This window comes from Bacillus cereus group sp. BfR-BA-01381, assembly GCF_022663555.1.
Classification (GTDB): domain Bacteria; phylum Bacillota; class Bacilli; order Bacillales; family Bacillaceae_G; genus Bacillus_A; species Bacillus_A pacificus.
Window position 1 is genome coordinate 1 of record NZ_JAKUFR010000008.1, and the last position, 21,890, is coordinate 21,890.

Sequence of the window (21,890 nt, forward strand, 5' to 3'; positions counted from 1 at the left end):
CGTTACTCCTGTTGCTCCCGTTACTCCCATTACTCCTGTTGCACCTGTTACTCCCGTTACTCCTGTTTCTCCAGTTACTACAGTTGCACCTGTTACTCCTGTTTCTCCAGTTACTCCTGTTGCTCCTGTTGCTCCTGTTGCTCCTGTTGGAATATAAATTGGCGGAAGAACCGGAAAAGTAGGTCCAATATTCTCTGGTCTTACCATCCCTTTATTCAAAGATAATTTTTCATTACTGTTCAATTTACTACCTCATTCCACATTTTGTTTACTGATTAACAAAATAAAACCTCTATCATTTTAGTAAAATTCCATAACTACTTTTTCATACTCAAATGATTTTACACAAAGTAAACTTTTTACTACTATAACTAGTAGTATTCATATAATAAAATGATAGTTCCATTCCAAAATACTAAATCGCTACTATTAAACTCTTCGACTCCACTTTCCAGATCTATCTTTTCACCCGCAATATCAACTTCAAATTATAATAATAATTTAATAATCAATTTAATTGCTGGTAATACAATTTCACTTCAACTATTCGGCGTATTATCCATAGTTAATTTAGTTGGGGGTGGTTCAACAGGTGCCTCTTTAACAATTATACGAATCGATTAAAAAATGATTCGTTCTTTTTTATAATAATCATTCTTAAATGCTAAAATAGTAACTATTACATCATTCCTTAAGCTTATATATTAATAACTTCACGACAGTAATTTTGCAATAAGAAACACTTTGTACTATATTCATAGTACAAAGTATCTATACTAAATTTTCCGTATATACATTATCAATTTACACTGCTCTCTGCCAATGTTACATTAAAGGTGAAGGTAGTTTCTCAAATGCGAACCATCTCAATACGTATATGAGAAACAAACTCCAATCCTATACGCGAGAGCAATACTATGTTGACACTCAAACGAGTGTCCTTTTTTATGAATTTCAAAAATAAAACCATCTTTTATAGATGGTTTATCAACGCACTTTTCTTTATATTCTTCATGCAATAGAATTTTATATAATCGGATAATATATGGTCATACTTAACCTAGTTAGCGTTCTTCCGAAATTATGATAAGAGTGTGATCTATCCGCCTTAAAGCGAATTGAATCCCCACTATTTAATTTATATTGACAATCATTTATTTCAATTGTCAATTCCCCTTCAAACACCGTTATAAATTCTTCGGTCCCTTCTTTATGGCCTTCCGAACTTAATTTTCCTTCAGTTTCAATTTCAACTGTATAGATTTCAAAGTTCCTATTATCTTGAAAAGGAAAAGATGGATACACTTTATATCTCCCATTGTCTTCTAATAATGCTTGAACATCACTTCGTAAAACGACTTTCGTATCCGGTTGGGGATTATTAATTAAAGAAGTAAAAGACACTTTCAACCCATTAGCTATTTTCCATATCGTTGTTAATGTTGGACTTGACTCTCCGCGTTCAATTTGTCCAATCATTGTTTTACTCACACCTGTTAATTGGGCAACTTTTTCTAAACTTAATTTTTCTTTCTCTCGTATTGTTTTTAAATTTTTTGCCAGAATAAGTTGAATTTCTTCCATAAGAAACACTCCTAAACTATATACAATATAACGACCGTTATGTATAATAAAAAGCACACGTTATATTGTTATTTTCGGTCATTATAACATACACCAAATAATTAGGGGGTTTTGAAATGCCTATATTTTCTTTTTTGTTATTTGTTATTATAAGTAGCTTCACACCCGGTCCTAACAATTTCTTAGCTATGACATACGCCAATCAACATGGTTTAAAAAAGAGTATGCAATTTTGCTTTGGAGTAGCTTTCGGTTTTTTCATCCTCACTTCATTATGTAGCTTCTTTAATATTGTACTAATTAATATCCTACCTATAATTGAATTCCCTTTAAAAATTTTAGGTGTAGCATACATGCTATATTTAGCCTTTAAAATACTCACTAGTAAAACTAGTGCAGATCCAGATGAAAAACATAATAAAAACTTATTTACAGTTGGGATTTTTCTTCAATTTGTTAATCCTAAAGGGATACTATTCGGGCTGACTGTAGTGTCAACTTTTATTCTCCCTTACTATAATTCATATTCAAGTTTTCTACTCTTCTCATTATTTCTAGGTGTAGTCGGGTTAATGAGTACATTCAGTTGGAGCTTATTTGGTTCTATGTTCCAAAAACTTTTATTAAAACATACTACATCATTTAACATCATTATGGCTGTCTTATTAGTTTTTAGTGCTATTTCAATAGTAATTAATTAAATTCAAATTCTCATTTTTTTCTTTTTAAATATATGTTTTGTAAATATACTTGAAATTTCCGGTGAACCTCTGACTTACATGTATTACTTATTATGTATTAAAACAGAAATCTTCTATATCTAATCATATTTATACGAGGTAACATTATAAAAAGAGGAATACTCATAATAAGTAATCCTCTTTTTATGTCCTATCGTTTTTAAAAATTTCTGTTCTACTAAACTAGAATTTCACTTAATTTCATACCACCAACCTTTCCGATCAAGGTAATCCGCCATCCCTTTAAGTTGCATTATTTATGACTTTAAACTACTCATTTCAAAATCTTTTTATTATAATACAGAAAAATGCGTTATAATATAAGTTACTGGTCTCAAGGAGGAGTTTAATGGCTGATAAATATAAATTTTTGATACTCATTGTTACAGCATTTTTTTCTTTCTTTTCTTTAATAAAAGATTTCCGTAACACTTCAAAAAGTTTCTTTTGGGGGAGCTTCGCAATCCTAACAAGCTTTATATTATTATTAACTCACACTTTAGAATTAACTCCAATACTTATCTATTCAGCACAGATGGCTCTTGAGATTATTACAATTCCACGTAAATTAATTCTTCCATCTGTCACTGAAGCTGCTAGTTTTTGCTAACAATTCGTATATATAAAAAAGTTTCAACTCTACATTTCTAATTATCTTTTCAAATATAATAGTGCGGTGTCTCCTTTCTAGAGAAACCGCACTATATTAAATTTCAAACTGACTAGTATAAAAATCTCATACATCGCTGTTTTTTTCATTGAGTTTGTTTTGTGTAAAAGAAAAAGCACCCAACTGGTTGCTTTTTCTAGAATCATCTTTTTCTTCTGCTTCTTTTTACTTCCTTTATTTCTCCTTGCTTAACTAGTTTTTCAATATATAAATGTACTAGCTTATAAACACACTCTCTTCGTTAATTTTCCTGATCTTCTTGATTTTTCATTCGGACGCACAATGCTTTGTAGCTTTTTAGCTCCTTCACCACAAGTCTTCGCATTTCCTTTTCATCGATATCCTCAAAAAATGAAAATTGATTCATACGATACGGTTCCCCTCCGTTGGATTTACTCTATTGAACTTTTACTTCATTTCAAAATTCTCCGTTTCAGATGAACCACTAGACACATACACCATATACTAAGTTAAGTACTTCCTAGGAAAGAAGGTGAAAGTTATGCCATCTATTGTCGGAAATATGGTTGCACAAAATAGTAACGGTTCTTTCAACTTAGGTGATTTTTATAATGTTTCTCCAAAAGAAAATACAAAAGCTTATAATGGTTCGGGTGCATCTAATGTTGCTTTTGTGCTTAATACATTTAACGGTGTTAGTGCAACCAACACATTTGATTCTGATGTTGCCGACCAAAGTCAAGTTGGAACAGCCTAAACTTATTTATTTCTTCTACTTCCGAATAAAAGCCAATATCACGTTAATAATGTATATATTGTTTCTGTTTCCCCTTCATACCCGAAGGCTTATCAGTTAGCTTTTGCTAGCTGTCCTTTTTAAATACGGACTGCACACGTATTCAGCTTATAAATTAAGCCTTGTGAGCTGCCACCTTTTAAAGGAACACATTTAAATATATGCTCCTTTTATTCAATGTTTTTTCACGATCATGCAGAATAAAACATAAGGTATATGGTAATTCAGTGCTCATAAAATCTATTTTTTCTAAGAGTTTATCCATTTGCAAGCTCTTTTTTTCTTTGCAAATGACTCTTTTATTTTTAAATTTGTATTATTTTAAATTATCTATTCTACTTCTCTTTTCTTGTTCATATGCCAAGTCTTTTATTCATAAGCTAAAAGTACTTGACATAACTGAATGGAGGCTAATAATGTCTTTTTCAAATATTATTAAATACGGACGCGTTCCCCTCTTTAATTCTAACTTCCCTTTGATTTTATTTTGGAGTCAAAAAAGTGGCTGTACCTCTCTTGCACATTGGTTTTTTTATCAAATAAATTTATTTAAAGAAGCAATAAAATACGATTCTTTCATCCATAATTATGAAAATGAAATATACAAAAACTCCTCGGACTACTTTATTGAACTAGCTGCAGCTTTATATACAAACAGAAAAGATACCTATAAATTAGTGAGGAACCCCTATACAAGAGCTGTAAGTTCATTTTTTTCACTAATTGCCCCCCCTTACATAGAAAACCCAGCATGGAATCCTATTCGGAATTTTTATTATGGTAATGAATTTTGTAATAAACCTATTTCATTTAAAATCTTTCTCTACTACTTAAAAGAGCAAATGATAGATTTAGAACAAGTAGATCCACATTTAATGCAGCAATATGAACCAGGTGAGGAAGAGTTTGTTACAAAGTATATCTACCTTGAAAATTTCTCTATTGAAATTGAGCACTTAGAACAAACATATCAATTAAAAACTTCTCCTTTACACATACTAACCAAATCATGGCATCATCAGAAAGACAGGGCGATTTTTAGAGGTAATTTTGCAGATGCTGATATTACCGATCCTTTATTCCCACGCCTCCCAACATACGATAGCTTTTATGACTATGAAACTATCCAATTAGTACAAGATATTTTTAATAAAGATTTTAGCACGTACAATTACCCATTAACTTCTTTAAAAAATATATGATTTTCTAATTGTAGTTTCATATATTATAGAAAAACTTAGATTCACCTATTTAAGTTTCCTCACAAGGTGAAACTTTAATCAGTGGGGGTTTTGTTCATCCCCACCTAACTTCTTTGCTTCCGCTGAATTTTGAGGTGGGGGTCTTACTGCCTGTTAATGCGGGATAAAACTCTCGTAGTAAGTTGGGACACTGGAAACAGTGTCTTTTTTTAATAAATCATTAAAACATTTAAATAGAACGTGAAATACTCATTAAGGTTGCCACCATTTGTATGTTTTACTTTGTATGCAAGAAAGACGCAGTTAAAACATTTAGTGAACGAATATTTAGATAGTAATGTTTACAAATATAAAAATGCGGTGTCTCCTTTCCAGAGAAACCGCACCCTATCAAAAATTCTTATTAAATTTTAAACTGACTCGTATACAGATCAAAGTAAAATCCTCTATCTGCCATGAGAGATTCATGGTTCCCTTTTTCCAAAATACTTCCATCTTTTATAACAAGGATTTGATCTGCTTTTTCAATCGTTTTCAGTCGATGAGCGATTACGAAACTTGTTCGACCTCTCATTAAATTGTTTAGTCCTTCTTGTATTTGTAATTCTGTTCTCGTATCAATATTAGAAGTTGCTTCGTCGAGAATTAATATATCTGCATCTGCTAAAATTGCCCGTGCAATCGCAAGAAGTTGTTTTTGGCCTTGACTTAAATTCGATCCTTCTGAAGCAATTTTCGTTTCATATTGATTCGGTAAATGTTTTATAAAAGAATGTGCAGATGCTGCCTTAGCTGCATTGATTACCTCTTCATCACTAGCATCTAATCGACCATAACGTATATTATCCATAATCGTCCCAGCAAATAAATACGTATCTTGTAAAACTACTCCTATTTTACTTCGCAACGAATTCATATCATATTCTTTTATGTTTTTTCCATCAATATGAATTTGCCCTTGCTGTATATCGTAAAAGCGCGTTAGCAAATTAATGATTGTTGTTTTGCCCGATCCAGTTGGACCTACTAAAGCAATTGTCTCCCCTGGCCGCGCTTTAAGACTCACTTCTGTTAAAATCGTTTTATTTTCCTCATACCCAAATGAAACATTCTCGAGTGCAACATGTCCTTGTAAATTTTGTACAACGAATGCATCTTTTTTATTTTTGATTTCCGGCACTTCATCCATAATTTCAAAGACACGTTCCCCACCAGCAACTGCTGCTTGAATCGTATTCATTAAAGTTGCGAATTGACTGAGTGGTCTTGAGAATTGACGAGAATAATTAATAAAAGCTGCAATGACACCTACTGTTGTCATTCCATTTAAAACCATTACTGACCCAGTCCCAATTACAAGTCCCATACCTAAGTTGTTAATAAAGTTCATACTCGGAAAAATAAAAGCTGAAAATGTATCCGCCTTCGTTGCAGAAACTCTTAGCTGTTCATTAATTTTATTGAAATTTTGTACGGTTTCTTTTTCTTTCCCATATAACGTTGTAACATCCGCACCTGTTATAGCTTCCTCAATAAATCCATTTAATTCTCCTAAATCTTTTTGACGCTTTGCAAAGTTTTTACCACTATAAGCAACTAGTTTTTTTGTAACGAAAAACATAATAGGTACTGTAATTAAAGTAACAATCGCTAAAATCCAATCTAATGCGAACATCGCAATCGTCACACCTATAAAAGTTAGCGCTGATGAAATAATTTGTACAACACTTTGTGTCAACGCTTGATTCAAATTATCTATATCATTTGTTACACGACTCATTAAATCCCCTTGAGAACGTACATCAAAGAACCGTAAAGAAAGCGTTTGGATTTTCTCAAAAATATCTTGTCGTATTTTTTGTATCGTTTTTAATGCAACATTAACCATTACAAATGTTTGTAACCAAGTTAATAATACTGTTACACCATAAATCGCGATAAGTATCAAACACATTCTCGCCGTACCGCTTAAATCTTTCGGTACAATATATTGATCGATAATTACTCCCATTAAATACGGACCTAATAACCCAAGTAACGTCGTAACAAACACTAAGAATATAACGAACGTAAGGGCAGCCTTTTGGTAGCCCATATAGTTCCATACTCTCATCACAGTTCCTTTCGTATTTTTAGCCTTCCCCATCTTTGGTGCGTTACGCCCACCTTTATTAGCAAATTGTCCTTGAAAATTACGCATGTTCTTTCCCACCTTTTTTATATAAATTACCACCTTGGGAAAGATAGATTTCTTTATATACCTCACATTGTTCTAACAGTTCTTCATGTGTACCATCACCAACTAATTCACCGTTATCTAAAACGAGAATTTTATCAGCATCTATTATAGATGAGATTTTAGAAGCGATTAATAATGTTGTTGTTCCTTTATATTCTGTTCTTAATGCCGATTGAATGTTAGATTCTGATTTTGCATCCACTGCTGATGTAGAATCATCCAATATAAGAATGGATGGCTTTCTCACAAGCGCCCTTGCAATTGATACACGTTGTTTTTGTCCACCTGACAAATTCGTCGCACCTTGCGTTAAATGATATTGATATGAATCTTCCAGCTTGTTAATAAACTCAGTCGCACAAGCTGATGAAGCTGCTACTTCCAATTCGTCATTTGATGCATCTTCTTTACCGTAACGTAAATTCTCTTCTATGCTACCAGAAAACAACAATGCCTTTTGAGGTACAAACCCGATTGACGCACGAAGTTTTTGTAAATCATACGCCTTAACATTTATTCCATCAATGCATATTTCCCCTTGATCAACATCGTATAAGCGGGGTAATAATTTTGCTAAAGTAGATTTACCACTCCCTGTAGAACCAATAATCCCGATTTTTTCACCTTTACTTATGCGAAATGAAATATCTTTTAAAACATATTCATTATTTTTCGTGTAACTATAACTAACATTTTTAAATTCAATTTGTCCCTCAATTTGCTTAGGTGCAAGCGCATTTTTTGGGGTCATAATATCAACGTCAGTATTTAAAACTTGCTGTACACGATCCGCTGACGGAAATGCTCGCGCGATTTGCATAAATACCATACTTATAGACATAAGTGACATTAAAATAATATTCAAATAGTTTATAAACGCTAATATAGCCCCTACTTGAAGGGTTCCATTAAATACTTTCTCTCCACCAACCCATAATGTTGCGACAATTCCGCCACTTACAACTAACATAATGATTGGCATCATTAAGGAAATAAGCTGCACCGCTTGAATATTTATCTTCGTTAAATTTGTATTAACATTTCCAAACTGATTAATTTCATATTTTTGTCTTACATACGCTTTAATCACACGTACTCCAGATAAATTTTCTTGTAACTTTGTATTCACTTTATCTAATGCTTCTTGCACTTTTCTGAACGTCCCGCTTGCTTTACTCGCAATGAATATAATCGCAAGTAATAAAATTGGAACGACTACGAGTAATATAGGAAATAACTCACGCGCTGTCATAAAAACAATTATTATACTTCCGATAAATAACAAAGGACCACGAACAAGAACACGTAATGTCATCGTCATCGCCGATTGAATAGAAGTAATATCATTTGTAACAATTGTTAATAACTTTCCCGTTCCAAACGAATCACGATTTTCACTAGAAAATGTTTCTATTTTCGCAAACACATCTTTTCGTATGTCAGTAGCGAAATTAACAGCTGCTTTTGTAGAATACATCATACACCCAAGTCCTCCAACTAAACCGAGTGCTGCAGCTCCTATCATAAGAAGTCCCATTTTTATTACATAATTCATATCCCGATTTGCTATCCCAACATCAATAATATGTTGCATAATAGTCGGTTGAATTAAGTCCATCGCAACCTCAAGTACCATAAATAGCGGTCCAATAATAGCGAAAAACATGTATGGTTTTAAATACTGTAATAATTTGCGAAATGATTTCATACATAATCTCCTTTTTCTATGAAATTACCAATGAATAATGCATATCCCCCCTTATTTAAGCGATATAGTTTGTAATTTCTTTCTTACTTTTATTATATTATGTAAATTAATATTTAACATTATTAAATGATAAGCATTAATGATTTTTCGGTCAATAAATGTGCTTTGTATTATATAAATATAAAAACCGCATTCTCAATGAAAAGAATACGGTTTTTCATCTATATTTTTTCAGTTGTAAAATCTAAAAACTCAGTCTCAAATCCATTATTTTTAGAAGGACTACACGTGTAAAAACCTATTTTAATAGGCTTATCCCCTATATCTTCCATCAAATGAGCGATTCTGATTTGTTCCCATTGGTGGATTTTCTTCACATATATTGTATAATCACCACGTTTACGAACAATTCGAAAACGAAGTTGCTCGTTAGCTAATTCTGTCGGAAAGTCTTGCGTGGACCAATCGGAATATCCATTATTCGTTACGACAGCTCCTAAATGAGATGGACCACCTGGAATATATTCTAATGAAGTTTTCAACCAACACTTTTCCGAAACCATAACAAAAAGACCAGCTTGATCGAATTTTGAATTTGGATTCATACGCAATTGAACTTCAGCTTGAAAGTCTGTCATCGTCTCTGTATAAAATACATGACCATTCATTACTTCGAATCCATAATGTGTTTTAAGCCAAAAATCTGTTTCGGCTTTCGAGCGGACAATAAGCGCATGATTGTTATTAAGCTTATAATACTCAGGTACATTCATTATAGTAAGTTGCTCAATATGTTCTGGTATATGTGATATTTTCATAGTTCCTCCATAATAAAGTATCTATATGCACATTTAAAATTCTACTAATACTGGGAATTTATAACCTTTCAAATCCAACTCTCTATTACTTCGAACCATTAAATACTTACTTGATTGTAATTCTGTAAACTGTACATCCTCAACCCCTAATTGATCTGGAGAGAAGTAAAATTCGATTTCTGTAAATCTTTCAGCGATCTCCCCACATATTTCATCTAAAACTGGAATTACTGGTGCAAACACTCCATATAATTTCAACTTTTCATTATCTACTTCATACACAATTAGAGCATCTAGCTTCTCTGAATAATATAATTTTCCACTCCATTCCGAATCATACATATTCAAATAAAACGAAGGGCGGAAGTTTAATGTTGAAAAATTATTTGAAAGTCTTTGGCTACTATCTATAGTCTCATGTATTAGCTTTCTATCCTCTTCCATATAATAATCTAGCTCTCTAAGTGAGAAATCATTATTATTCTTTTTATCATATGGAATAGTCATTAAATATTCCTGCACAACTTTAAAACCAAATGATGCATATAGTTCAGGTTTTTCCGTAAACAATAATGTACATTCACATGTTTTATCGATTTCTTCTATCATTTTACTCATTAATTGCGTCATGAGTCCTTGTCCACGAAAATTAGGGTGTGTCATTACCGATTGAATGCCCGCTGCATTTATTCTTTCACCATTTACTAGCAATGGTAGCGAGAATGCCGCAACATTTGCAACCGCTTTATCGTCATGTAAAAATGATAAAGCTTTGTATGTATCATCCCAATAACCTCTCTCTGAGAAATCATTCAATGTTTGAATTGTAATTCCAAACACTTCTTCAAATAAAGGAAATAACTGCTCTCTTTTCGCTTCTTCTAAAAGAAGTTTTTCAAAATTTTCAACATTCCCCATGTTGTCCCTCCATACGTTAATTCCATCCAATTAGATATAGTTGTAGAACCTGCCCTTAAAGTAATAGGTCTTACCAATCAATATACTATCATAAAATATAAAAAAAGAGTCTAATTAATTTTATGTTTTGACTATTCGAAAATAAGTCGAATAAAACAATATTAGGATTTTTGGATATTAATGAGTTTATTATATAAAAATAGTGCTTTCTACTTCGTTTTTACTCATAGAAATACACCATTTATAAAAAAATATTTTTTATTATTTTTTCCCTTCAAGTCTTTCCTTCGTATTAATTTCTTCTCCACTTATACGCTTTTCAAAAGACTTTCTCCAACTACTTGAAAGCGCACTCACTTCTAATATCCTTTTTACCCCTTCAATATTTTGCTTTTCCTTGTGCATGATACGGTTAGCGAACGCTATTGAAACACCTTTTGGATCAGACTGTAGTCTTTTTAAAGTATCGACTGATGATACCCATCCTTCTTTTAATACACGAAAATAAAATCCTGTATATCCTGTTTCTTGAAAATATAGTGGTAACTTTGGAATATTATATTTTTTTGCTAATTTAAAACAAGGTTGCCTTGGTTGTGTTACCTGCACGATTGCCTGTCCGAGCTCAAACGTATCACCAATACAAACATCCTCTTCGCGCATACCACTAACTGTTATATTTTCTCCGAAAGCCCCATATACAAGGTTTTGATTCAACTCTTTTTCCCAGTATGGATAGTGATCACCAGTATAAACACAAACTGCTTTATCTACTCCTCCATGATGAACTAAGTCAGCTTGTCCATCCCCATTAAATTTTACAAAAGATAAATATACTGGTTCCTTTACTTGTTTCTTATTTATGCCTGTATGAATTACTTTTCCGCCGTATGTAACCTCTTTTGGTAATCCTATATTTAAAGATAATAATTGAAATTCATTAGCCATTCTATTTCCTCCTTTAAAGGTGTTACATGTATTTTCTCTCGGTTAATTTTTACAACCCTCTCTGTTATATAAAGATGATTATAAAACCTCTAAAATCATTGTTCAATTCAATTATTTATATAATAATGATAGGTATAACCTATTATTATACTTGAGGTGATTCCAATCGAATTACGACAACTTGAATACTTTTTAGCTGTTTCAAAAGAATTACATTTCACAAAAGCAGCTGAGAAATTAAATATTTCACAGCCTTCACTAAGCCAACAAATACGTGCATTAGAGCATGAAGTAGGAATGCCACTTTTCGATCGAATTGGTAAGAAAATATCTTTAACTGAAGCAGGGAAGATTTTATTATCACATAGTAAAACCATTTTTCATGAAGTCGAACAAGCTCGTTCAGCTATTCAAGACCTAAACGGATTACAGCAAGGTTCTTTAACAATAGGGGCTTTGTTAACCGTCGTAAATTATTTACTACCGACAGCTATTTTAAATTTTAATAATTTATATCCCAATATAGAGCTTTCTGTATTAGGGCTTCGTACTGGAGATATTCGTGAAAAATTATTACAAAACGAACTAGATATCGGAATTACATTTCTCCCGGTGCAAGATAAAGAGATTATCTCTACCCCTCTATACAAAAGCGACCTTACATTAGTCGTGCCCACTGGTCATCGATTGGCTCAACGTAATCATGTATCTATTGCTGAATTACAGAACTACCCATTAATTCTTTTACCTAAAAATTTCTTTTTAACCGAACTAATTACATCTCATTGTCAAAAATTCAACTTTAAACCAAGACCAATTTTAGAAATTAGCACGATGGAATCTTTAATCCAAATGGTTTCCAAAGGAATGGGAATTACAGTTTTACCCAAACCATATATAGACTTTTTACAAAATAAAAACATTCAAGCTATTAAAATAGAAAACCCTACTCCAACAGTTGAAATAGGACTAATTTATAGAAAAGATAAATATATGTGTGCTGCAACTCGAGAATTTATTGAACAACTAAAAAGCACCGTACGTTCTTTCTAAAACTAAACAAAAGAGATTATCCTATGAAACCGTTTCACAACGATTTAGTAGAATAATCTCTTTTCAAAACAAAGTAAACATTATATTTAAACTCTTTTAAATTTTAATGTATCTTTTTAGATATTGGAATATATTTAGTAAAATATGCACCAACTAGCAATAATACAATTGAAAATAACCAAGTTAAAGCACCGCCAAAATGAAACCAATATGCAAACATATTTAAGATTGCGAGTGAAAAGAAGCAAATAGAAGTTAACGCACTTTTCAATCCTTTTATCCCGGATTTTTTTCTCTTTTGATAAGCCATATACATCGCAATGACAAGAAAAAAGATAAGAACAAATGGTAAAATAGCTTTAAGCGTTTGTAATCCCTCCAGTATAAATGCACTCTCCATATTACCATCTTATCCCATTTACCTTTTAGGAATCAATTTTTTCTTATCTTCCCTCCAAAAGTCAGTATAAGTTTTATTTTTAAAGTTCACGTTCACCTCAGAAAACTGCATGCTTCCTCCAAGTTTCAATGAGTACCAGTCGTTTAAAAGTGGTGATCCAAAACAAATCTTCATTGTACGATCATGTAAATCGAATAATACAGAATGTAAAGTTCCAAACCATTCTTCATAGTTATGTACAGTTAGTCCAGCAGGATATTCTTCTTCTACTAACTTTTTTAAAGACTCAATGCTCACTTGTTCGTATCTATTTAAATGCTCATGTAAAACGTGATATCTCTTTGTAGATTGTTCTAATCTCCTATTATTTAATTTCTGAATAGATGAACTAACTGCATGGTTTGTTGATACAATAAAAGCTTGATTGTCACCATCAATCGTTGTTGTGAATTTATGACCGTCAAATATTTCAATATGTGCTGCATTTAAAGGATCCGCTACTATTAAATTAATATTACTAGCAATTGGTATTTCTTCTATTAGTGACTTAGCTTCCTGCACATTTTTACATTTCTCCAACAACAGTCGAATTACTGCAAAACATTGTAAACCACTTACTACTGGCTTTCGTAGACCTTCAATATTTCCTACTGGTTGACCACATGCTGAAAATGTAACAGCTAATCCATGCTCGTTAACCCCTTCCGTTCGGCCAAAATATTGAGTAGAAAAGCCACTATGTGCATACGCACCTTCAACATGAGTTGAACAAAAACGCATATCATCTATTTTTGGTGACAAATCATAATTTCTTAATACATATGTGTGTTTTGAATCTGTCTTTTTAGGTAATACTGCACAATGACTACAACCTGCTTTCAATAGTGTTTGATAGTAATACATCATATTTTTAGAAGGAATTTTCAACACTTCACAAAAACCTTCAATTTCTTCATTAATTCCAGAGCAATATTGATTTAGTATATTTCTAGATTCTGTAAAATGGTTAGGCGATATTAAGTTTTCTTGCTGTATAAATTGCGGAACAAGATAAGAATGTTGTTTTACAAATTCACCTTGTTGCTTACCGATTTCATAATGACTTCCTTTGAGCGATGAAAAATACCCCTTTACTTGATACATCTAATTCCCCCTTATTGAATTTATCCATATCGTACCAAATAAACTGTATTCATTCTTGATGTTTTTTACTGTCTTTCAAATCAAATGTGGTTGGAATAAAGCGAACAGTTATAAAATAAAAACTAGGAAACTGTAATCTTTAACAGTTCCCTAGTTTCCTTAATACTAAATGATTCCCTCTTCCACCATCGTTTCTGCAATTTGAACCGAGTTCCACGCCGCACCTTTTAATAAATTATCGGAGACAATCCAAAGATGGAATCCGTTTGGCATATCAGGATCTTTTCTAATTCTTCCGACAAATGTATCTATTTTCCCTTCTGCATATAATGGCATTGGATACAGCTGTTCACTAGGGTTATCTTGCAAAATAACACCTGGTGCATCAAGCAGTACTTCTTTAATTTCTGCAACAGTTACTTCTTTTTCAAGTTCTATATAAACCGCTTCCGAATGACCTGATACAACCGGAACGCGCACACAAGTAGCTGCCATTTTCAAGTTGGGGTCTTCTAAAATCTTCTTTGTTTCTTGAATCATCTTTACTTCTTCAAAGGTGAAATCATTATCCGTAAATATATCTACTTGAGGAAGTACATTAAATGCAATTGGATAATGTTTTTTATCTTTTTTCGCTGGTAATATGGTACTCTCCACTTCTTCACCTGCAAGTATTGACTTAGCCTGTTCTTTTAATTCTTGAATCGCATGAATACCAGAACCCGATACAGCTTGATAAGTTGAAACGATAATTCGTTCTAATCCGAATACTTTTCATATTGGCTGAAGAGCTATTACCATCTGTAATGCTGAACAATTCGGAACTGCTATTATACCTTTATGTTCCTTTAAAGTGTGCGCATTTACTTCCGGAACAACAAGAGGTACATCAGGTGCCATTCGGTATTCACTAGTGTTGTCAATTACGATTGCACCGCTAGAGACAGCTTGATTTACAAATTGTCTAGAAACTTCTCCCCCAGCGCTAAAAAAGCAATATCTACCCCTTCAAAGCTATTTATTTTTACTGAACAAACCTGCGGTTATAGACCAATGGTAGATCGTTTTTTACGTCAAAGCGGGAATATTCCAGCTAAAACATTTGAAACTTCCAACGTTGAAGTTATTAAACAGTCCGTTATGTGTGAGTTAGGAATTTCAATTCTTCCTTACATCGTTGTACAAGAAAGTTGTCAAAAAGAGCAACTCTGTTTTCAGCCTATCGAAACGTCAACTGTTATTCAAAGTCATATAATCTATCATAAATCTAGATGGATTTCCCCTGTAGTACAGTCGTTTCTTTCACTCTTAAAAGTGATGAAAGTATAAAAAGAATATGAAAGAAAACATGAATTGAAATCCTTTGAAGAATATCAATCCACGTTTTCTTTCATACTACTTATATAGTCATCTTCTTTTTATTAGATAATGCTTTTCCTTTAACTAGAACAAATATAATCGGAAGGACGAGTAAACTAGCAATTGCACACATTATTCCTAAAGAAGAAAACGGAAATCCATTACTTACGGTAAGCGACGCTAAGCCAGAAGCAATAGTCATCCCAATATACATGGCAGAACTATTTAATGCCATCACAGTCCCCCGCACATCTGGTTTTAATTCTGAAATTAGTGCCGTTAATGATGCTTGGCCAAATCCAATAAATAAACTCCAAATGATATGTAAAGTAATTGCAATTACTAGATTTTCTATGGAAAGCGAGAATAATATTACACTTATTGAGGTTACAATACTCGCAATGGATATAACATTCTTCTTTCCTATTTTATCAGCTAACTTCCCACCCAAAATGTTACCAGCTACACTACCAACTCCCGCCAAAAAGATTACAATACCTATTTCACCAACGGAAAGGCCAAAATTATTCCCATAATAAACACCTATGTACGAAAACATGCCGTGTAATCCAATTGTCCATAGAAACGTTGCTAATAATGCAAATAAAACTGAACCATTTACTAAAACCATTTTAAGTGGTGCACTTAACGTTTTCGCTATAGAAACATGCACATCGTTTCTCTGTTTTTCATTTCTTAATATGCGATTAACTAGTAATGTAAGAAATAAAGTTAATAGTCCTATACTATAAAATGTCCATTGCCAATTTCCTACTTCAGATAAAAATGCACCTATAGGTACTCCAATGACTGTCGAACCTACCATTGCTCCCATAATCGTTCCCATCGCTTTTCCTCTTGACTCATATGTAACTTTATCACCTACTAATGCAAAAACACTTGGCATAATCATCGCACCAGATAAACCTGTTAGGCCGCGAAATAATAAAAGAATTTCAAAACTCTTCGCTAATCCCGTACAAAATGTAGAAATAGAGAAAATAGTAAATCCTATTATGATCATACGTTTCCTTCCAACTCTGTCAGACATCGTTCCAAATACAGGTGCAGTTATTCCATAACAAAGTGCATAAATAGTAATTAATAACCCTCCACTTCCATCAGGAATACTAATTGTTTCTGTAATTACTGGTAATAAAGGTGCCACTAATAATGAATCTAATCCAACAAAAAAAGCTACAATTGCCAAAATGCGTATCATTGACTTTAACTCCATATATAACTCCCCTTTATTTCATATATGAAATAATTCTTTATTATGACCCCTTCTTCAATTTTTACTACTCTACATTTTATTTCATATATGAAGTATTTATATAAATAAAAATGTAACAGAGTGTTACATTTTTACTATATTTAATTCAAGTGCTTCTTCCACTTTAATAATAAATCCTCTAAAATCCCTTCTTCTTCTTTCGTAAAACAACCACAATTCTCTTTTAAAAAATCACTATATTGCACATCGACTTGCTTTTTCGTCTCTTCACCTTTTTTAGTTAAATAAACGAGCGTTTCACGTTGGTCATTCGGGTTCTTCTCTGTCATTACGTAACCATCACGCTTCATCCGTTGAATCATTGTTGTCATATTACTTGGAACACATCCCATGTTTTCAATTAACTTTGACATAGATACTTTCCCAGATTTTGCGAGTACTTGAATCACTCCAAATTGTACGTAACTTATATCATACTGTTCAATTGCTTTATCTAGATTTTTTTGGAGTAAATGATAAACATCACGAATATTACCGTAAAGCTCTCTGTTATTCATATGTAAGCCCCTCTAATTTATTTCATATATGAATCATATTCCCATTTATTTCTTGTGTCAACAAAAACACCTTTGTATGCATAACAACAAAGGTGTTTCAAAATCAACATACTTCTTATTTATTAGTCTGTTCTCCACCTGCAATTAATTTACTACCTGAATATGTACCTTTTTGCATAAACACTTGATTAATTAACTCTTTTTGTTCCGCTTCTGACATTACTCCTTTTCCTTCTCCTAAATTCCCGCTTTGTAATTTCCAAATCTTATTATGATCCTCATCCATCTTTTCATATTTTCCTTGTTTCCATCTCTCTAAAATGTCTGCATATGTAGTTCCTTGTACTAGATCATTACTTTTTACAATATCAAGCAAACTTTCAATTCTTTCTTGTGTAATAAAAATATACCCCCATTTTTGATCAGCCTTCGTTTTTTGATGTGCCATTTCATGTAATGCTGTCTGTATGTTCTCATCTGTCCATTTAAAATTTTTATTAAAACCGCTATTCGGTAATGAATGATTGCCATTTTCTAAAAGCTTTGCATCTTCAGCTTTTACATTACTATCAGCCAGCACTTCTGCTGCAGGAGCAGCTGGTGATGCCTTTTTCGCAGCTGGTTTACTATTATTCAAATAATACAGCATACCATATGTTAAACCTACTCCAATTACCGCCATGCCAGCTATAATTCCAATTATTTTAAAGAATGTTTTCATCTTGCTTGTTTCCTCCCGCATATCTCATTCATAATATCTATTTATCAAAAACAGATGCAGCATCTCTTTTTTTTCGCTGCTTACTACAATTTTTTTCATACTAGTTAACATAAACATAACTTTTACTTTCTAAAAATGTAGCAACTCCATCCTCATCGTTACTTTTAGCAATATATTTAGCGACTGCCCTTAATTCCTCAACAGCGTTACTCATCGCTACACCAATCCCACATTTCTCTATCATCTCCATATCATTGTAGTCATCTCCAAAGGCAATAACTTCAGATACGTCTCGATTTAAGTGCTGTAGAACATATTGAATACTATTCCATTTTGAAACTTCTGCATGCATAATTTGACACAATGTCCCATCATCTGTAATGACTCCCCTGCATTCATCAGGCAATTCTTTAATGAATTCCTTGTTTATTGAACCTTTAGTACAAATAATTGCTTTAGAAGCTTTTTCAAAGTTCAAATCTCTTACATCCATAATTTCACATGGTACATTACCAAAATAATCAGTAACATCAAAATTGGAATACAACTTATCACCTATTTCAAGACAAATCTGATGAAGATTATACTTTGTTGCTATTTCTATGATTTCTAAAATGTCATTTTTAGAAATCTTCATTTCATATAAAATATCATTGCCTTTAAGAACTAAAGCCCCGTTATAACAAATGATAATCTCACTTTTTAACACGTTGGGAATATATTGTTTTATAGCTCTTGGCGGCCTTGCTGTAGCAAAAATTAATTCGTCCCCATTATTTTTACATTCCCTTAAAATATTAATAGATTTCTCTGAAATTGTTTTGTCACTTCTTAATAAAGTACCATCAAGATCTGAAATAATAATCTTTTTCATACTTAGCTTTATTCTCCTTTCACAAATGATAATTCGAAATATTGGTTATTTTTTTGGATCACCAGAGCTTCTGCGGATAGTTAATCTCAACTTTCTTTTTGTCTCAATTTAATTTCAAATATCATTTCCATTTGTTACATATTTTTCATTTCCTGAAGTACATACATATTTCCTTATATTGTATTCCTTTTCTTTTTTAATTGAAAGATTATTCTGTTAAAATCACTATCTTTTCCAAATATTAATTCCACTCAAAGCATTTCATTTTAATTTTATAAAAATAAATGATAGCCTTATATTTAAAGGAGATGAATAAATATGAGTTTATTGCATAACGGTTTAACTTTTTTAAACTTTGATGATACGTATTTATTACAAAATAAACTACATTCTTATTCACATGAAGATATTGATTTTACTCATTTAGAACACTCAAATCTATATTGCGAAAACACTTCTTTAATGCATATAAAAAGAGCATTAAATCGTAGAAAGAATAAAGGGATTACTTTTATAGGATCTGGAAATTATCATTATGTATCTTATTTATTATTAGAAGAAATGGACAAACCTTTTACCCTTATACTATTTGATCATCATACTGATATGAACTTAAAGGGAGTGAATGAACAGACTCTTATTTCCTGTGGATCTTGGGTATCATTTTCTCTTCGAAATAATGATAATTTAACGAAGGTAATCATTATTGGACCTTCTTCTCTAACAATTCATTCTAATGATTGTCCATACGTAGAAGTTTTTCCGATTGATATATCACATGAAGTATCCATACATGTAATACTTTCACATATTCATACAGAAACAATATATGTAAGCATTGATAAGGATGTTTTAGATCCAAAAGTTACTATTACCAATTGGGATCAAGGGCACATGAAATTATCTAGACTTTTACAATTTATTCATTCTCTAATTATGAATAAATCTATCTATGGTATTGATATTTGCGGTGAACTCCCAGTTTATCCTTCTCAACTCTTCTTACCTAAATATAAAAATGCTATTCAGAAAAATGAACAAGCAAACTTACAAATTTTAAAAACAATTTATGAAACGAACTTACATATTCAATATGCATAAAAAGAACGAGTACCTTATAAGGTACTCGTTCTTTTTACGCGCGATTTTCTTTTAACCACTTCGTAATCGCATCTAACCTCGAAACATCAAAACGACTCTCTTCACACACATGCAAAATGTTTAAGTTATTTACAATTTCTAGTTCATTCGTTTTTACACTTTTCGCTTCAATTATTTTGCAGTACCCGTCTGTAACGGTATTTAAATTTTCATAATAACGTTGAAACGATTTTGATATATGTAAATGTTTTTCAAAGTTTCTTCTTCTTTTTGTCTCGTCAAATTCTTTCCGTTTTCTAAGTTCTTCATCATTCGTATATAAATAAAAATATTGATCAGGAAAACCAATTTCCCTATTAATCAGCTTTTCTTTATAAAAGTTTTCTATTAAAGATAATGGCTGATCAAATATTTCAAAATGGAAACACCAATTATAACTAAGCGGCTGATAAATGTCTCCATCAAGTATTATTAATTTATATTGCTCTGACTTCTGCATTGCTATTTTCCAGCGCTCTACTTGTTTTTCAAAATACCATGTTCTATGTTCATTTTTTGGTCTTTCAAATAATAAATTCACTTCAGGTATAATATAAGCACCATAATTCTTTTCTAACTCAAGACACGTTGTGCTCTTACCAACCGCACTTGCTCCCTCAAACGCTATAATCCCCATAGTTTCTCCCTCTTTCATTAACTAAAATCTCGTTGTTTCGCTTTTCTCCCCCATAACTGTTTCCATAAAACAATTGAAGCGATGGAGAGCATTATTGTTGTAATGATACTCCCTTCAATTCCGAACGAGCCTCCATGAAGGAATTCCGATCCACTTGTTACAGGGTTAAAAATTGGTGTAGAATACATTGTCATCCCACTAACTGCAAAACCAAATACGTTATATTGTGCCCAATTCCAAATGGAATGCCATGCGCATATCCCCCAAAGACTACTGTCTTTCAAAACGTAAAAAGCTGCAAACGCACCAACTAATATTATATTCGATATTGAAAGAATTGTAATACCTGGATTTAGTAAATGAAGAAAACCAAATAAAAATGAAGTTACAACAATACCGACCCATATACGACTTCTAACAGAAAGAACTGGAAATAACCAACCCCGAACAACAATTTCTTCTGTTGCACCTTGTATTAAAAAAGCAACTAAAGATCCCACAATTCCAAGTATAGCGGTTGGTGTAATGTGTTGCATTTGTAGTTGTACATTTCCAGTTAATAAAAGTAGCATGACTGGTATTGAAATAAAAACAAAACCTATTAATGCACCTCTTAAATATTTTCTTATCCACTGATTTCTCCAAAATCCAATGGATGAAATTGATCTTTTCTCTACAAATCTAATCCATAAAAAAACAAAAAATATAGCTCCGCCAAACGTCAATATCATTTCAATATCACTATAAATTGCTTTCATTAAAAGCGTTTCTGCTTTCGGTAAAAACAACATAAATAACATGAACAATTCACCTAAAGTTAAAAATACAATTGCAAGTATAACAGCAAATACTGGATGAACTTTTCTTCTTCCTTCTTTGGCTGCTTCAATTATTTTAAATTGATTAGACTGCAATATTCTCGCCTCCTTAACAAATACATCAACACTATTCTTATACTATAGATTCACTAATAAAATTTTCCAATAAAAATGTTCTTAGTTTAGCATAAACCAAAATTAGGAATAATATATAAATAAAAGAGATGTTTTTGTGTCTTTTACCATCCTATTTCACACTGGTATTACCAGCACTTGCTATTTCCCACCATTTGTTGTAAGATAGTAATTAAGGTCAATTTAACAGTATCTTTTCTTTGCATATTATCAAGTATCAATCAGGAACATT

At 32.1% G+C, this 21,890-nt stretch carries 23 protein-coding genes and 3 pseudogenes; 8 read left to right on the forward strand and 18 right to left on the reverse strand.

The genetic code is table 11. The annotated features are described in order from the left end of the window. Window positions 1–243: exosporium leader peptide-containing protein (locus tag MR079_RS04320; protein ID WP_242293597.1), on the reverse strand; the 243-nt coding region annotated here is incomplete at its 3' end. A gap of 180 nt (window positions 244–423) precedes the next feature. Here MR079_RS04320 and MR079_RS04325 point away from each other — a divergent pair. Then, window positions 424–624 (forward strand): annotated as a pseudogene (locus MR079_RS04325) (BclA C-terminal domain-containing protein); the annotation flags it as partial. Between the two features lie 402 nt (window positions 625–1,026). Here the strand turns inward: MR079_RS04325 and MR079_RS04330 are convergent. Then, window positions 1,027–1,641, reverse strand: coding sequence for a helix-turn-helix domain-containing protein (locus MR079_RS04330; protein ID WP_242293598.1), 615 nt, complete (start codon window positions 1,639–1,641; stop codon window positions 1,027–1,029). 59 nt (window positions 1,642–1,700) lie between these two features. Here MR079_RS04330 and MR079_RS04335 point away from each other — a divergent pair, with 59 nt between their 5' ends. Further along, the gene (locus tag MR079_RS04335; RefSeq protein ID WP_049122404.1) at window positions 1,701–2,285 is read left to right on the forward strand and encodes a LysE family transporter; all 585 of its coding nucleotides are present in this window, start codon (window positions 1,701–1,703) and stop codon (window positions 2,283–2,285) included. Window positions 2,286–2,515: 230 nt separating this feature from the next. On the opposite strand, the gene MR079_RS29435 is transcribed toward MR079_RS04335, so the two are convergent. Further along, window positions 2,516–2,578, reverse strand: coding sequence for an N-acetylmuramoyl-L-alanine amidase C-terminal domain-containing protein (locus MR079_RS29435; RefSeq protein WP_139868110.1), 63 nt, complete (start codon window positions 2,576–2,578; stop codon window positions 2,516–2,518). Window positions 2,579–2,673: 95 nt separating this feature from the next. Between MR079_RS29435 and MR079_RS04340 the strand changes: the two genes are divergently transcribed. After that, window positions 2,674–2,934, forward strand: coding sequence for a hypothetical protein (locus MR079_RS04340; protein ID WP_139867125.1), 261 nt, complete (start codon window positions 2,674–2,676; stop codon window positions 2,932–2,934). 301 nt (window positions 2,935–3,235) lie between these two features. Here MR079_RS04340 and MR079_RS29185 read toward each other — a convergent pair whose 3' ends face one another. Further along, window positions 3,236–3,361, reverse strand: coding sequence for a hypothetical protein (locus MR079_RS29185; protein ID WP_263329071.1), 126 nt, complete (start codon window positions 3,359–3,361; stop codon window positions 3,236–3,238). A 135-nt stretch (window positions 3,362–3,496) separates the two neighbouring features. On the opposite strand from MR079_RS29185, the gene MR079_RS04345 reads away from it, so the two are divergent. Together MR079_RS04345 and MR079_RS04350 are read left to right on the forward strand one after the other, a co-directional pair. Beyond that, window positions 3,497–3,712, forward strand: a complete 216-nt coding sequence (locus MR079_RS04345) for a spore germination protein (RefSeq protein ID WP_001139344.1) — start codon at window positions 3,497–3,499, stop codon at window positions 3,710–3,712. Between the two features lie 455 nt (window positions 3,713–4,167). Beyond that, on the forward strand, window positions 4,168–4,953 hold the full coding sequence (locus MR079_RS04350) for a sulfotransferase family 2 domain-containing protein (protein WP_242293599.1): 786 nt from the start codon (window positions 4,168–4,170) through the stop codon (window positions 4,951–4,953). A gap of 403 nt (window positions 4,954–5,356) precedes the next feature. Here the strand turns inward: MR079_RS04350 and MR079_RS04355 are convergent, their stop codons facing one another. The 5 genes from MR079_RS04355 to MR079_RS04375 form a co-directional block, all read right to left on the reverse strand. Next, the gene (locus MR079_RS04355) at window positions 5,357–7,153 is read right to left on the reverse strand and encodes an ABC transporter ATP-binding protein (RefSeq protein WP_139867129.1); all 1,797 of its coding nucleotides are present in this window, start codon (window positions 7,151–7,153) and stop codon (window positions 5,357–5,359) included. Next, window positions 7,146–8,900 carry an ABC transporter ATP-binding protein gene (locus MR079_RS04360; RefSeq protein WP_139867131.1) on the reverse strand — a complete coding sequence of 585 codons (1,755 nt, stop codon included), beginning with the start codon at window positions 8,898–8,900 and terminating at the stop codon, window positions 7,146–7,148. Before MR079_RS04360 ends, MR079_RS04355 begins: the two co-directional genes overlap by 8 nt. A gap of 221 nt (window positions 8,901–9,121) precedes the next feature. Next, a complete protein-coding gene (locus tag MR079_RS04365; RefSeq protein ID WP_139867133.1) occupies window positions 9,122–9,718 on the reverse strand; it encodes a DUF1349 domain-containing protein in 597 nt (198 codons plus the stop codon). A 33-nt stretch (window positions 9,719–9,751) separates the two neighbouring features. Next, window positions 9,752–10,636, reverse strand: coding sequence for a GNAT family N-acetyltransferase (locus tag MR079_RS04370; RefSeq protein ID WP_139867135.1), 885 nt, complete (start codon window positions 10,634–10,636; stop codon window positions 9,752–9,754). Window positions 10,637–10,897: 261 nt separating this feature from the next. Further along, entirely contained in the window at window positions 10,898–11,584 is a 687-nt protein-coding gene (locus MR079_RS04375; RefSeq protein WP_242293600.1) for an MOSC domain-containing protein, read from the reverse strand. A gap of 156 nt (window positions 11,585–11,740) precedes the next feature. Here MR079_RS04375 and MR079_RS04380 point away from each other — a divergent pair, with 156 nt between their 5' ends. Continuing rightward, a complete protein-coding gene (locus MR079_RS04380; protein WP_242293601.1) occupies window positions 11,741–12,637 on the forward strand; it encodes a LysR family transcriptional regulator in 897 nt (298 codons plus the stop codon). A gap of 103 nt (window positions 12,638–12,740) precedes the next feature. Here MR079_RS04380 and MR079_RS04385 read toward each other — a convergent pair whose 3' ends face one another. From MR079_RS04385 to MR079_RS04395, 3 genes and pseudogenes are all read right to left on the reverse strand, one after another. Continuing rightward, window positions 12,741–13,037 carry a hypothetical protein gene (locus tag MR079_RS04385; RefSeq protein WP_242293602.1) on the reverse strand — a complete coding sequence of 99 codons (297 nt, stop codon included), beginning with the start codon at window positions 13,035–13,037 and terminating at the stop codon, window positions 12,741–12,743. An 18-nt stretch (window positions 13,038–13,055) separates the two neighbouring features. Continuing rightward, window positions 13,056–14,180 (reverse strand): C45 family autoproteolytic acyltransferase/hydrolase, encoded by a 1,125-nt coding sequence (locus MR079_RS04390; protein ID WP_242293603.1) that lies wholly within the window; start codon window positions 14,178–14,180, stop codon window positions 13,056–13,058. A 165-nt stretch (window positions 14,181–14,345) separates the two neighbouring features. Then, window positions 14,346–15,205, reverse strand: a pseudogene (locus MR079_RS04395) (aspartate-semialdehyde dehydrogenase); the annotation flags it as partial. Between MR079_RS04395 and MR079_RS04400 the strand changes: the two are divergent. Then, window positions 15,198–15,509, forward strand: a pseudogene (locus MR079_RS04400) (LysR family transcriptional regulator substrate-binding protein); the annotation flags it as partial. The pseudogenes MR079_RS04395 and MR079_RS04400 sit on opposite strands and share 8 nt — an antisense overlap. A gap of 70 nt (window positions 15,510–15,579) precedes the next feature. Here the strand turns inward: MR079_RS04400 and MR079_RS04405 are convergent. The 4 genes from MR079_RS04405 to MR079_RS04420 form a co-directional block, all read right to left on the reverse strand. After that, the gene (locus tag MR079_RS04405) at window positions 15,580–16,776 is read right to left on the reverse strand and encodes an MFS transporter (RefSeq protein WP_242293604.1); all 1,197 of its coding nucleotides are present in this window, start codon (window positions 16,774–16,776) and stop codon (window positions 15,580–15,582) included. Window positions 16,777–16,916: 140 nt separating this feature from the next. Continuing rightward, window positions 16,917–17,333 (reverse strand): MarR family winged helix-turn-helix transcriptional regulator, encoded by a 417-nt coding sequence (locus tag MR079_RS04410; protein ID WP_001065033.1) that lies wholly within the window; start codon window positions 17,331–17,333, stop codon window positions 16,917–16,919. A gap of 115 nt (window positions 17,334–17,448) precedes the next feature. Continuing rightward, window positions 17,449–18,054 (reverse strand): PRK06770 family protein, encoded by a 606-nt coding sequence (locus MR079_RS04415; protein ID WP_016717482.1) that lies wholly within the window; start codon window positions 18,052–18,054, stop codon window positions 17,449–17,451. Between the two features lie 100 nt (window positions 18,055–18,154). After that, complete coding sequence (locus tag MR079_RS04420; protein WP_139867145.1) at window positions 18,155–18,928, reverse strand: HAD family hydrolase; 774 nt, start codon at window positions 18,926–18,928, stop codon at window positions 18,155–18,157. Window positions 18,929–19,246: 318 nt separating this feature from the next. On the opposite strand from MR079_RS04420, the gene MR079_RS04425 reads away from it, so the two are divergent. Further along, complete coding sequence (locus tag MR079_RS04425) at window positions 19,247–20,029, forward strand: arginase family protein (protein ID WP_242293605.1); 783 nt, start codon at window positions 19,247–19,249, stop codon at window positions 20,027–20,029. A gap of 34 nt (window positions 20,030–20,063) precedes the next feature. On the opposite strand, the gene MR079_RS04430 is transcribed toward MR079_RS04425, so the two are convergent. Together MR079_RS04430 and MR079_RS04435 are read right to left on the reverse strand one after the other, a co-directional pair. Continuing rightward, window positions 20,064–20,723, reverse strand: a complete 660-nt coding sequence (locus tag MR079_RS04430; protein WP_242293606.1) for a nucleoside/nucleotide kinase family protein — start codon at window positions 20,721–20,723, stop codon at window positions 20,064–20,066. Beyond that, window positions 20,723–21,619: a CPBP family intramembrane glutamic endopeptidase gene (locus MR079_RS04435; protein WP_242293607.1), complete on the reverse strand. Its 897-nt coding sequence runs from the start codon at window positions 21,617–21,619 to the stop codon at window positions 20,723–20,725. Before MR079_RS04435 ends, MR079_RS04430 begins: the two co-directional genes overlap by 1 nt. Between the last annotated feature and the right edge of the window lie 271 nt (window positions 21,620–21,890).